We start from the raw sequence: 12,365 nt of genomic DNA, 5'->3' as shown, positions 1-12,365 counted from the left end.
AGCTACATATGCTTTTTTTTTCAAAAAAACTTTGCAACGCAATCATAAATACTGCCTTTGAAAAAACACCGTACAGCAGTAGATCTCTGAAGAATGGATGAAACCTATATTAAAGTAAAGGAAAATGGCACTATTTGTATCGACCCACTGATTCTTCAGACTTGATGCTTGATATCTTATTAAGTAAAAAAAGAGATGGTCAAGCAGCCTATACATTCTTCAAACAATCGGAAAATCAAAAAAATACATAAAATATACCAATCCATAAGGACCACTTCCGTTATAATTAAAGGAATAGAAAGAATTCACGCCTTGTTCAAAAAAAACCGAAAAGAAAGAAATCTCTTCGGGTTTTCCGTAACTCTTGAAATGAATCAATTACTATGAATTAGTAATTAAAATTAGATTCTACATAGATTATTTCTTTAAATTTTAAACTCTGCAACAGACCTGGATATTTTTGGTATGGCAACCCTTTTTCGAACAATTTTTTTAAGGTATCCATTTTATAACTGTTATTTCAGACAACCTTCAGGTTGCCTATTCAATCGGTAGCTGATTGGGGTTTGATAGCGTAACGTTCCGTGAACTCTTAAACAGTTCCACCAATGAACATAATCAGAAAGTTCAGTACTCAGTTGCTGTTAGGAATTAAATTTATTTGGATAGACAAACTCTACTTTTAATGCCTTATAGGTACTCTCTGCTACAGCGTTATCGTAAGGACAACCTTTAGCACTTAATGAACGTTGAATACCAAATTTTACTAATAGCTGATCAATTATTCGATTATCAAACTCATTTCCACGATCTGTATGAAATAAGCATATTTTAGATAGCGGGCGCTGAATCGTTGAAAAAGCTTGTTTAACTAAAGCGGCATTTTTATGTGGTCCAGAACTATGGCCAATGATTTCTCGATTAAATAAATCAACAATCAAACAAATATAATGCCACTTGGAACCTACACGAACATAGGCTAAATTAGTAATCACAACTTTTAACGGCTGTTCTTGATTGAATTTCCGATTTAATACATTTGAAGTAAGAGAAGAATTAACAGCTGAGCGTTTTTTCTTATAGTGAGCTTTTGTGTAATTTGAAATCAAATTGAATTTTTTCATCATTCGAGAGATACGCTTGCGAGAAATAGCAAAACCTAAAGGTTTCAGAACAGCTTTTAATTTTCTTGTACCATAGTTTTTGCGACTACTATAAAATTCATTTATAACTGCCATTTCAAGCGCAGCTTCAGATGAGCGTTCCTTTGCTTCATAATAATAAGTGCTTCGAGAAATGTTTAAGGTACGGCACATCGCTGATACTGCATATTTGTGACGGTTCATATAGATCACTTGGACTTTCGTCCGAATATCAGCGCCGCTTGCTTTAAAATATCATTCTCCATTTCTAGTTGTTTATTTTGTTTACGGAGTTCTTTCAGTTCTACTTGTTCAGGTGTTAAATTGTCTTTTTCTTTAAAAGAATCTGAGGTTCGTTGTTGTAAAAGCCATTTATCAAAAGAAGAAGGAGTCAATTCGTACTCATGGATTAGTTCTTGCCTTGATTTTCCAGCAAGATATAAGTCAACCATTTGTTTTTTAAAAGCTTCCGAATAAGTTCTACGTTTTCGTTTAGACATATAATTTTCCTCCAGTGTGATTGTTATTTACTAGTTTACACACCTTAATTTTTTTGTCCAGTTAAGTATAGCCTATCCAAACTTTGTAGAATTATTACGCTTAATTAAATTCCCTAACTCTTAACATTCAAAAAATATACTTAAAGATAATGACTAAACGCTGAAAAATCAGATTTTATTTTAACTTCTTACTATTTCATTAAAATGTGCTTAAAAGAAACACTACTTTTCAAATATCAGTATTTGACTAGTTCAAATTTTCTATATCTTAATTATAGTAAGTTTTAATATTTTTAAAAGAATACCCAAAAACTAAGCTTGTCCAATCTCATCTATGATATAATTATTATTAGAATGAGGTGCACGCAAATTATGAATAAAAAAAATATCTTTAGATTTAAAATAGTCATTACAACTATGATAATAGCAGCTGTAACTATTTTTGTTTCCCCGATTGTAGTAAATTTAGCTAATCAATTTTTCCCAAAGTATCCTTTTTTTGCTTTTATTTTAATGGTTATGTTACTAACTTGTTTATGTAGTATTATTTTTATCATGAAGCAGACGTTTCATTTGTTACTATCTACTAAAAAAGACAGATTAACCTCAGATAACATTGTAGAAAAAATGAATCAAATCAAGCATACTAGTATTTTTTTAAGCACTCTGTATACTATGTTGTTGCCGTTAAGTTATATACTTGCAGAGAAAGATGATGCACCAGGATTGATTTTAATCTTTTTAGTTCTTCTATTATTATCTCTTTATATAATTAAGATAACTTTAAAGAAACTTAAAAGGAATCAAGTAGTTGATTAAATAAACGCACAAAGTAAAAGTAATAAATTGAGAGTAGATAGTCTGTGCTATTGTCTCTTTTTTAATTTCTGCTGTGCATAATCATACGTTTTTATAGTACCTCCTAAATAATTTGTATTTACTAACACATATTCAAAATACATTATAAGTCTATCTCTAGTGAATTTAATAATAATACTGGGGTGTACAAAAGCTGGATATATACAAGTTAGTTTTATCAGGAAATACGATTAAATTTTATTGGTAATTATCATTTCAAAAACGCATAAGAAAAAGTTATCTCGGCAAGCAAGTATACTTCAATTAAAAAACCGCCTGATATTTTATAATGTTCGTGCTTATAAAAACACACCATAAATTTCTGCAAATATTTCCCATCGATCTCGTGGTTTCCAAAAGAAAACACATTGGAAACTATATTATTATATAGAAAAATCATTGAATAATTTGTGGATAAGCTGATTTTTTTAATTTTGTACATATTTACAATGGAAAATACCTTACGAAGTCTTTTATAACAAAGTTTTTTTGATTTGACAATATTTATCAACTCCTTGTTTCCTAACTTTATAATCATCTTGAAGCAAGCTTGGAAACTTAAATAATTACACAAATAGCCAACTTTTACAATTATTCATCTTCTTTCCCAATCAGCATACTAACTGTATCTGATATTATTTTTGGCAAAAAAGAGGAAAGTAAAAGAATCACACAAAAAGCAATGAACCAAGATCTTAACCAAGAAAATAGAAAAAACTCATTGCCTTTATAATTAACTAGCGTTAAAGTTAAAGAAATTATTGCCGTTGTCAGGACTAAATTGATGGATTTACTTAAAAAAATATGTTTTTGTTTGCTTGTCAAATTACTATCTCCTTATATTTATATTTGTGGGTAGCTCCCACAAAAGCTCTAAGTTATTTATTATACTTAGGTTAGCGCTGTGGATTAGTACTTCCTCCAATGGCATCCTTATTGCTTGATGTAACGTCAAAGCTGTTTGTATTGCTGAAGGAGCTTGGAAAGTCAAATAATATCCAGCTATTGCTCGACTGTAGTCATCCATAATAATGGTTAGCCATGGACGTTCCTCTTGTCCTTTTTCATTTAGGAAAAGAATATCTAGCAATGTATGATCAGCTTGCCACTGCTCATTTGGATATTTTGCTTCTCTTATCAAAATAATGTCATAGTGGTTTTGATAATTCTTTTTTCCTTGATGGATTAATGTTTTCAAACTAGGAGATAGCTTTTTAGAAATAACTGAAACTTGGGAATAACTGGGTTTTTGTAAGTTGTTTATGTCACAAAATTGACTTACTTTTCTGTGAATGGAATGAATAGAATTCTTTTTGTACGTAAGAATCAACCGTTCTATTTCTGATTGAACCTGGCCGGTTACCTTAGTAGAGCCACTATCTTTTCTCTTTTTACGCATTAATCCACGTAAATCGTATTGCTCATAATGGCTCACCCAATAGTGTAATGTACGTCTTGAAATAGCCGTTTCTTCTGAAATTGATTGTAACGTTTGAGTATTCCTAAGATAGGGAATAAGGAGTTTGTATTTTTCCATAGCAGCTTGTCGTTGTTCTTCAGAATAAGCAGTAAGTGGTAAATAATCTCTTTCCATAAACGTACCCCTTTCAAAAACTCAAGAAATAAGTTAGGCAAGCTCTTTAGACGTATTTTTTTTAATATAACGATAAAGAGTCGCTCGGCTAATACCTGTCATTTCAACAATTTCTTTAATACTGTATTCTTCGCTTTTGTATAAGTTCAAGGCTTTCGTAATATCCCGATTACTAACAGTCGGTCGTCCGCCTTTTCTGCCTCGAGCACGTGCACTAACTAAACCTTTTTTTGTTCGTTCCACAATCAGATCTCGTTCAAATTGACTAAATGCTTGAAAAACGCTCATCATTAAAATTCCTTGCGGAGTCGTCGTATCAAAATTTTCTTTTATACTAATGAGCTTCACTTTTTTTGCTTCAAAAAAACTAACTAAATCAATTAAATCTTTTGTACTTCTGCCGAGTCTGGAAAAACTTTCTACTACGACAATATCTCCAGCTCTTAATTTATCTTTCAATCGATTTAACTCTGGCCGATTCGATTTCGTTCCAGTCACTATTTCAGTACATTTATATTTTTCTAACAAATCAAGTTGTCGAGTTAATTCTTGTTGTTGGGTGCTGACTCTTGCATAACCGTAAATATAGTATTCCATAAAAAATAACCACCTTTTCATGACATGTTATATCATAAAAAGTGGTTTATAAGAATTAGTTTTTGAGCAATCTTTTGAGATTGAGCAAACCCAATAGAATTAAGATTCGTAAAATTTGAAAATGAGACTAAGGTTAGATAATCTTATCAGGAAAAAACAAAAGAAATATATAATTTTTAACTAAACTTTTTTACTCTCGTATGCTTGATTCCCTATGAACGGGATCATATTTAGTCAACAATTACTGGAGTAACATTCATTGGAATTTCCTGTACTTCGACTGGGGCATTAGGATTTGTCACATCAGTAATTTTCATTATTAGCTCCGTTCCGAGCTGCGCTCTATATCGTGAAGTCCCCCATGTACGTAAAGCATTCGTGTTACTAATACGCTCCCAGTCATTACGTGCACCCCATCTGTATTGAGTAGACGGCATAGCAGCTACTAGTCTATCTTGCTCAGCTATAGCATCACCAATTAACCACACCTGTAAGAAAGGCGGCTGCATTTTATATGGTATATTTGCGTTGATAGAGCTGGTAAGATTAGTAGTTCCTGTAGCAACACCTGTATTCAATATCCAATTAATGTCATAGCGATGACCTGCTGGAACTAGAATATGCTGTGAAGGAACCATCCACTCTTTCTCTACCGTTGATTCAACTGAATTAGTAGTTCCAAAATCATATTCGACAGTCATGGACATTGAACCAGAAACAAAAGGAAACCTCATTTCTGCGCTTGTAGTCATTGAAACTCCTGTTGATTGAGTTGTTGAGGTCGTAACACTATCAGTCTGAGTGTAAACGAAACTTGCTGTACTCATTGTTTGCTGGGTTTCTGTTTGGTTAGAGAGTGATGCATTATGTGCCGCAAGGGTCTCGCCATTTTGTAAGACCATATCATTATTCACTCTAGCAAAAGGTGTATCTGCTAGTTCCAAAGGAGATAGTTTATGGTGTAAGCTTATTAATCCAGAAGAGCTAATATCACCATTCTGAAATGCGTTCCTATTAAGATTAAATGAGAGATCTCTAAGCTCATGCCGTAATCGATTTGTAACAGTAGTGTTTCTTTCATTCGCATTAACTGGCAGCTTTTCTAAGGGTAAATCGCCATTTTCTAGATTAGGAATTACCGAATTGCTTTTTTCATTATCAGAAGCATTTGCAGCTATTCCATCCTCTGATAAATAAACTAAACTAAATAATGATAATCCAACAACTAAAAGCTTAACACCAAAATTTTTCTTCATATATTACCTCCATAGATATTTTATTAAGCGTGCACGCCTATAAAACAATTCTATCTTATGAATACTATAACAATCAAGCAATAACTTGTTCAAAATCGAACAAGTTATCATTATTTAATCAAAATACAATCGAAATTTAATTAACTTATTAAATGATTGTTATTTATGATTTTAATTATAAATACTATTCGTAAATAATATTTTCATACAAATTAAACCTTTGATTCAACAATAGTGCAAAATAACGCTAAAAAAATGGGTTCTGTTGCAAACTTCAATCGGTTCATTTTTTCATGTATACTGTAAGCATGACGGACTAAGGAAGTGTTCCATGAGAAATGTATTTAAAGGAAAACAATTTGATAAACGTATAATCATTGAAGCCGTCGGCTTGTACTGTCGTTTTTCTTTAAGCTATCGAGACGTTTCTGAAATTTTAAGGCATCGAGGGATCCAGATAAATCCTACAACCATTATGCGGTGGGTTCATCAATATGGTAAGCTGCTATTTGTCATTTGGAAAAAGAAAAATAAACCTACTTCAACAGCTTGGAGAATGGACGAAACCTATATAAAAATAAAAGGAAAGCAACATTATCTTTATCGTGCCATTGATTCTCATGGAAATACTCTTGATATGTGTCTGCGAAAACATCGAGATACAAACGCTGCTTATGCCTTTATGAAACGATTAATCCGACGTTATGGAGAACCAAGAGCACTGGTTACAGATAAATGTGCAGCTACGATTGCAGCCGTCAATAAACTGAAAAACGAAGGATTTTTAAAATCTGTAGACTATCGTTTATCTAAATATCTGAACAATGTAATTGAACAAGATCATCGTCAGATAAAGAAACGCTTTTCGAAATCCTTAGGATTTCAATCGATGACATCGGCTGCTACTACTATTCAAGGAATTGAAGTAGTTAACGCTTTATATAAAAAAAGTCGAAGAATAATGAGTCTCTTCGACTTTTCTGTATGGGATGAAATTAGATATTTGTTAGAAATAGCATAGAATTGAGCTAGATACCAAAGCTGAATAGGCTTTTTTATTTTTCAAAAAAACTTTGCAACGCAACCCTAAATCAAGCACATGTCCTTTTCCATAGTAAAGAAGAACATGGTGCACAAGGGTTCACCCACTAATAAAAAAGCTCGCAACCAAATCAATTCATTTGGTTGCGAGCTTTTAAGTTTTACTTAATAAAAAATAGATAGCCTAGTAAAATAATTCCTAAGATAATGCGATAGTACCCAAAGGCTTTAAAGTCATTATTTTTAATATAGCCAAGTAAGAATTTAATCGCTATAATCGAAACGATAAAAGCAGTAATCATACCTGTAAATAAGATTGCATATTCCATACCTGTAAAGACAAAGCCAAATTTAACTAATTTTAGTAAACTAGCTCCAAACATCACTGGGATAGATAAGAAAAATGAAAATTCAGTAGCAACAAAACGAGATGTTCCTAAAAGAATTGCGCCAAGAATTGTAGCGCCAGAACGAGATGTTCCAGGGATTAAAGCTAAGACTTGGAAGAAGCCAATAAACAGGGCCATTTTATAGCTTAGTTCATTAAAGTTAGTAATTGAAGGCTTGCGATCTTTATTCCAAGTTTCAATCACAATAAATAGTACCCCGTAGATAATTAAAGTTGCTGCTACTGTTTGAAAATTATAGAATTTTTCATCTAAATAATCATCGAATAGGAAACCAAGTACAGCAGCAGGTAAAACAGCTACGATTACCTTAAACCAAAGACTAAAAGTATCTTGATTCTCCTGTTTTGTTTTCTTCGGTGAAAAAGGATTTAACTTGTGGAAATATAGGACAACCACGGCCAAAATGGCACCAAGTTGAATCACAACTAGAAACATTTTCATAAATTCAGCCGAAACATTTAATTTTAAAAATTCATCAACTAAAATCATATGCCCCGTACTACTAATTGGTAGCCATTCCGTTATACCTTCAATAATGCCTAACAAGATAGCTTTTAAAATATCAATCATACGTATTATTTCTTCCTTTCAATGCAGTTATTTTCCAGTTAAGGATTTTATCTCACAACTTTCAGTATAAGCTTTTTTTCATTAATTGCCTAATGTTTTAGGCAATTTTTAGCTTTTTTTAAGAAAAATTTAGATAGTTCGGTTACCATTGTTTTTCTATAATTTGGATTAATAGGCTACTACCTGCGACAAAGAACCAAGTAATTAAACCCAATAAAATTGGTTTTGGCCCAGTTTTTAGCATATCTTTTAGGTTTGCTGATAAACCAATAGCAGCTAAGGCCATAGCAATCATAAATTTAGCAAGCCAACTTGTTGTCGCAATAAAAGTGGCAGGTAAAATTCCCGTGGAACTAATGATTGAAGCGATTAAGAAATATAAAATAAACCAAGGGAAAATTTGTTTTAGGGCGACTTTTTTTGCCGTTTTCTTTTTCTGATAAAAGGTTATACCGGCAATGATTAAGGAAATTGGAATAATTAGTGTGGCACGTGTTAACTTCACAATTGTGGCAAAATCGCCAGCAGGTTGGCTAAAGCTGTAACCAGCAGCAACAACAGAAGACGTATCATTAATGGCTGTACCAGCCCAAAGTCCAAATCCAGCATCAGTCATTTGAAAGTAATGACCTAAGAATGGGAATAAAAAAACGGCAATGATATTGAATAGAAAAATAGTTGAAATTGAAAGTGCAATTTCATCATCATCGGCTTCAATAATTGGAGAGACGGCAGCAATAGCTGAACCTCCGCAAATAGCTGTTCCGACTCCAATTAAAACTTGCATTTTATTTGGAACTTTTAACCATTTTCCGACAAGAAAAGCGATGATAAAAGCAACTACGATAGTTACCAGTGTCACCTTTAAAGAAGATAACCCTGTTTTCCCAATATCTTGAATCGATAGGCTAAATCCTAGTAACACAATTGAAGCCTGTAAAATTTTTTTTGATGAAAAAGCAATCCCAGGTTTAAATTCCGGGGCAACATCGACGGTATTTTTTATTAAGATACCAAAAATAATAGCAAAAACAGCACTGCCTATAATTGGAAAAAGGCTACCCAACCAAGTTGCAACTAAAGCAATGAATAAGACTAATGTAAGTCCTTTTATAATTTTCATAAAACACCTCCATAAAATGTTGAGAGTACAGTCCTTGTCATGGAAGGAAAATAGTAAATTCAAGGGGAATTTTTTTGCCTCTTTGCGGAATTCACCTTTTTCCCGAATGGTTTGCACATGAAACAGGTCTATATATAATCTAATTAAGTATACCATATGGAAGATTTAAGCGAGAAAATGTTTTTATGAATTTTATTTATTATAAAAAAGTTATTACGGAAAGCTGATAGATAATGAAAATTAAGGTCAAGTCCGTTCAGATTATTCAATTGTTTAGCAGAGAAACTTGTTATTTTAATTTGTTCATAGAAAAAAACTGATTTATTGGTAGGTTGCTTTTGATTTAATTCTATGTTAAATTTGTTTTTAATAGTTTGAATGTTGGCTGATAAAAAGAGCCTAGATGAAGACAACTTAGTTAGCGCTAGTAATTTACCAGAGAAGGAAAAATGCTGAGATTTCCTATTTTACTGTTAACTTTGACCACTTCTGAATGTTTAATTGAAATTAAACCGACTTATTCTCGTTACGAATATTGAGTAATGGATAGCTATTCTATGCATTAAATAATTAGGTGGAACCGTGATTAAATTCGCCCTAATACTTCTTATCATTAGAAGTATTAGGGCTTTTTTTTTATAAAAAAAATAGGAGGAACAGTAAAATGAAAATGATTAAACTAACTTTTCAGGATAATAGTAGCAAAGAATTTGAGGCTGGCATAACAACGAGACAAATAGTCGCAGAAATCTATCCTAAACTAGTAAAAAAAGCTTTAGCTGGTAAATTTAATCAGCAGTTAATTGAAATGAATCAAAAAATAAGTGAAGATGGATCATTGATTATTGTGACCTCCGAAGCGGAAGATGCTCCGATAGTTTTAAAAAATTCTGCTATTTTGATGTTAGGAATGGCTTTAATTAAATTATACCCAGAAATAAAGCTTGCTTCTTACGGAATGGATGAAATTGGTTTTTACTATGATTTTGAAAATAGTGAGGCCGTTATTGAAGAACGATTAAGTGATGTTGAAAATGAGATGAAAGAATTAGTTAAAGCGAATGAGAAGATTAATGGGGAAGTTATGACCCAGAAAGAAGCAATAGAACAATTTAAAGAAAATCCATATAAATTAGAATTGATAAAGGGTTCAATAAATCAAGAGAGCTATAGTTTAGCTAAAATAGGAGAGCATATCGACCTAGTTTCAGGACCGCAACTACAAACTACTGGGCGCAATCAGAATTTTAAATTATTGACAGTATCAGGAGCTTATTGGCAAGGTAACTCTAAAAATAAAATGTTGCAACGGATCTACGGAGTTGCCTTTTTTAGTAAAAAAGAATTAAAAGACTATTTACAAAAACGCGAAGAAGCCAAAGAGCGTGATCATAGAAAAATTGGTAAAGAATTGAATTTATTTATGACGTCTCAAGAAGTTGGGTTAGGGTTACCTTTTTGGTTGCCTAAAGGTGCAACGATTAGAAGAATCATTGAGCGTTATATTGTGGATAAAGAAATTAGTTTAGGGTATCAACATGTATATACTCCGATAATGGCAAATACTGAAATATATAAAACTTCTGGGCATTGGGAGCATTATCACGAGGATATGTTTCCACCAATGGATATTGGAGATGGTGAACTTTTAGTATTGCGTCCGATGAATTGTCCTCATCATATGATGTTGTATAAAAATGATGTGCATAGCTATCGAGAGCTACCGATTCGAATTGCTGAATTAGGTATGATGCATCGCTATGAAAAAAGTGGCGCAGTGTCAGGTTTACAACGGGTTCGTGAGATGACATTAAACGATGGACATACTTTTGTCCGACCTGATCAAGTGTTAGCAGAATTCAAGCGAACTATTGCTTTAATGGTGGCTGTGTATGAAGATTTCAACATCACAGAGTATCGCTTTAGACTAAGCTTACCTGACTTATTGAATACAGAAAAATATCATGGCGATCAAAAAGTTTGGAGTGAAACAGCCGATTTATTACGAAAAGCTTTAAAGGATTTAAATTTAACTTATTTTGAAGCAGAAGGAGAAGCTGCTTTTTATGGTCCTAAGTTGGATGTTCAAGTGAAAACAGCGATGGGAATGGAGGAGACATTATCCACTATTCAATTAGACCGATTTCTACCTGAAAAATTTGACTTAACTTATGTAGGTGAAGATGGTGAAAAACATCGAGCTATTGTTATTCATCGTGGTATTGTATCAACAATGGAGCGTTTTGTAGCCTATTTAACTGAAATTTATAAAGGAGCTTTTCCCACTTGGTTAGCTCCAGTTCAAGTGATGATACTGCCTGTAAGTGTTGCGCATCACGCTGAGTACGCAGAAACTTTAAAAGAATCAATGCTAGAAAAAGGAATTCGAGTTGAGGTTGATTATCGCAATGAAAAATTGGGGTATAAAATTCGATCTGCTCAGATGAATAAAGTGCCATTCCAAGTAGTTGTTGGGGAAGAGGAAATGCTGAACAACACACTGACAGTTCGTAGATATCAAAGTAAAGAAAATAGAACTATGGCCAAGAATGATTTTATTCAAATGCTAATAAGCGAAATTAATCAATATAGCCGAGGTTAAAATATAAAAACTCCCTCTATACTAGTGAGTCTAGTATAGAGGGAGTTTAATTCGTTAAGATTTATTTCTAACCATCAAATAAATCATTAAAATATTGAAGCCTTGGATAATAAAGAAAAATCCTAGTATGAAACCTAGTACAATTCCGACAAGAATTGGAGTGAAGAACGAGAATATCGCGAATAAAATAGCGATAATTCCTAATGTTAACAGCCAAGTCCAACCTGGGAAATCTTTAATTGAAATAGCGGTTAACAAGCGCATAACGCCTGAGAACAATACCCAAATAGCAAAGGCAATGATAAGTGTACTTTGGGCAATTCCTGGATTGAATAAAATAAAAATCCCGGCAATTAGAGAAGCAAATCCATCAAACAAGATCCATTTAGAAATATTCCAAACTTTGCGTTCTTGCAAGAAAGAGAAAATTTCGACTAATCCGTTTCCTCCTAGAAGCAACCCAATTAAAATCGTTGTTGTTTTTAGCGAAGCTGTTGGATTGAAAATAAACCAAAAACCCATCGCCATCATTAAAATAGCACTAATCAATAATAAATACTTAAAAACGTTTTTCATGTTTCTCACCTCATTAAATCTAATTTTTGTTACACTATTAGTTTACTACAAAATAGTAGGGAATGCAGTTTAAAACTCTTGCTCTAAGGATAAAAA

General features: G+C 32.7%; 10 protein-coding genes and 2 pseudogenes. 4 read left to right on the top strand and 8 right to left on the bottom strand.

Features of this window, described 5'->3' with window-relative positions:
• Positions 1-90: 90 nt before the first annotated feature.
• A pseudogene (locus tag MHI00_RS13485) lies at positions 91-387 on the top strand (DDE-type integrase/transposase/recombinase); the annotation flags it as partial.
• Positions 388-515: 128 nt separating this feature from the next.
• Here the strand turns inward: MHI00_RS13485 and MHI00_RS13480 are convergent.
• Positions 516-1,642: pseudogene (locus tag MHI00_RS13480) on the bottom strand (IS3 family transposase).
• A gap of 372 nt (positions 1,643-2,014) precedes the next feature.
• On the opposite strand from MHI00_RS13480, the gene MHI00_RS13475 reads away from it, so the two are divergent.
• Positions 2,015-2,461: a DUF2975 domain-containing protein gene (locus tag MHI00_RS13475; protein WP_341114267.1), complete on the top strand. Its 447-nt coding sequence runs from the start codon at positions 2,015-2,017 to the stop codon at positions 2,459-2,461.
• 630 nt (positions 2,462-3,091) lie between these two features.
• On the opposite strand, the gene MHI00_RS13470 is transcribed toward MHI00_RS13475, so the two are convergent.
• From MHI00_RS13470 to MHI00_RS13455, 4 genes are all read right to left on the bottom strand, one after another.
• The gene (locus MHI00_RS13470) at positions 3,092-3,325 is read right to left on the bottom strand and encodes a DUF2798 domain-containing protein (protein ID WP_341114265.1); all 234 of its coding nucleotides are present in this window, start codon (positions 3,323-3,325) and stop codon (positions 3,092-3,094) included.
• A 4-nt stretch (positions 3,326-3,329) separates the two neighbouring features.
• Positions 3,330-4,094, bottom strand: a complete 765-nt coding sequence (locus tag MHI00_RS13465; protein WP_341114263.1) for a transposase — start codon at positions 4,092-4,094, stop codon at positions 3,330-3,332.
• A 33-nt stretch (positions 4,095-4,127) separates the two neighbouring features.
• Complete coding sequence (locus MHI00_RS13460) at positions 4,128-4,691, bottom strand: recombinase family protein (RefSeq protein ID WP_341114260.1); 564 nt, start codon at positions 4,689-4,691, stop codon at positions 4,128-4,130.
• A 230-nt stretch (positions 4,692-4,921) separates the two neighbouring features.
• Positions 4,922-5,947 (bottom strand): ETX/MTX2 family pore-forming toxin, encoded by a 1,026-nt coding sequence (locus MHI00_RS13455; RefSeq protein ID WP_341114259.1) that lies wholly within the window; start codon positions 5,945-5,947, stop codon positions 4,922-4,924.
• Positions 5,948-6,278: 331 nt separating this feature from the next.
• Here MHI00_RS13455 and MHI00_RS13450 point away from each other — a divergent pair, with 331 nt between their 5' ends.
• Positions 6,279-6,968, top strand: coding sequence for an IS6 family transposase (locus MHI00_RS13450; protein WP_341114257.1), 690 nt, complete (start codon positions 6,279-6,281; stop codon positions 6,966-6,968).
• 181 nt (positions 6,969-7,149) lie between these two features.
• On the opposite strand, the gene MHI00_RS13445 is transcribed toward MHI00_RS13450, so the two are convergent.
• On the bottom strand, positions 7,150-7,968 hold the full coding sequence (locus tag MHI00_RS13445) for an undecaprenyl-diphosphate phosphatase (RefSeq protein ID WP_010053176.1): 819 nt from the start codon (positions 7,966-7,968) through the stop codon (positions 7,150-7,152).
• 142 nt (positions 7,969-8,110) lie between these two features.
• Positions 8,111-9,091 (bottom strand): YeiH family protein, encoded by a 981-nt coding sequence (locus tag MHI00_RS13440; protein ID WP_332630113.1) that lies wholly within the window; start codon positions 9,089-9,091, stop codon positions 8,111-8,113.
• A 670-nt stretch (positions 9,092-9,761) separates the two neighbouring features.
• On the opposite strand from MHI00_RS13440, the gene thrS reads away from it, so the two are divergent.
• Complete coding sequence (gene thrS, locus MHI00_RS13435; RefSeq protein ID WP_341115199.1) at positions 9,762-11,693, top strand: threonine--tRNA ligase; 1,932 nt, start codon at positions 9,762-9,764, stop codon at positions 11,691-11,693.
• A gap of 54 nt (positions 11,694-11,747) precedes the next feature.
• Here thrS and MHI00_RS13430 read toward each other — a convergent pair whose 3' ends face one another.
• A complete protein-coding gene (locus tag MHI00_RS13430) occupies positions 11,748-12,269 on the bottom strand; it encodes an HdeD family acid-resistance protein (protein WP_010053181.1) in 522 nt (173 codons plus the stop codon).
• Positions 12,270-12,365 lie beyond the last annotated feature (96 nt).

This window comes from Carnobacterium sp. FSL E2-0243 (assembly GCF_038003605.1).
In the GTDB taxonomy this organism is placed as follows: Bacteria; Bacillota; Bacilli; order Lactobacillales; family Carnobacteriaceae; genus Carnobacterium; species Carnobacterium maltaromaticum.
This window is presented reverse-complemented; position numbering and strand designations above follow the sequence as displayed.

What these genes read in the sequence shown, in the direction of transcription:
- MHI00_RS13440 (WP_332630113.1), bottom strand. Translation starts at nt 9,091, where the DNA reads ATGAAAATTATAAAAGGACTTACATTAGTCTTATTCATTGCTTTAGTT.
- MHI00_RS13475 (WP_341114267.1), top strand. Translation starts at nt 2,015, where the DNA reads ATGAATAAAAAAAATATCTTTAGATTTAAAATAGTCATTACAACTATG.
- MHI00_RS13430 (WP_010053181.1), bottom strand. Translation starts at nt 12,269, where the DNA reads ATGAAAAACGTTTTTAAGTATTTATTATTGATTAGTGCTATTTTAATG.
- MHI00_RS13455 (WP_341114259.1), bottom strand. Translation starts at nt 5,947, where the DNA reads ATGAAGAAAAATTTTGGTGTTAAGCTTTTAGTTGTTGGATTATCATTA.
- MHI00_RS13460 (WP_341114260.1), bottom strand. Translation starts at nt 4,691, where the DNA reads ATGGAATACTATATTTACGGTTATGCAAGAGTCAGCACCCAACAACAA.
- MHI00_RS13450 (WP_341114257.1), top strand. Translation starts at nt 6,279, where the DNA reads ATGAGAAATGTATTTAAAGGAAAACAATTTGATAAACGTATAATCATT.
- MHI00_RS13445 (WP_010053176.1), bottom strand. Translation starts at nt 7,968, where the DNA reads ATGATTGATATTTTAAAAGCTATCTTGTTAGGCATTATTGAAGGTATA.
- thrS (WP_341115199.1), top strand. Translation starts at nt 9,762, where the DNA reads ATGATTAAACTAACTTTTCAGGATAATAGTAGCAAAGAATTTGAGGCT.
- MHI00_RS13465 (WP_341114263.1), bottom strand. Translation starts at nt 4,094, where the DNA reads ATGGAAAGAGATTATTTACCACTTACTGCTTATTCTGAAGAACAACGA.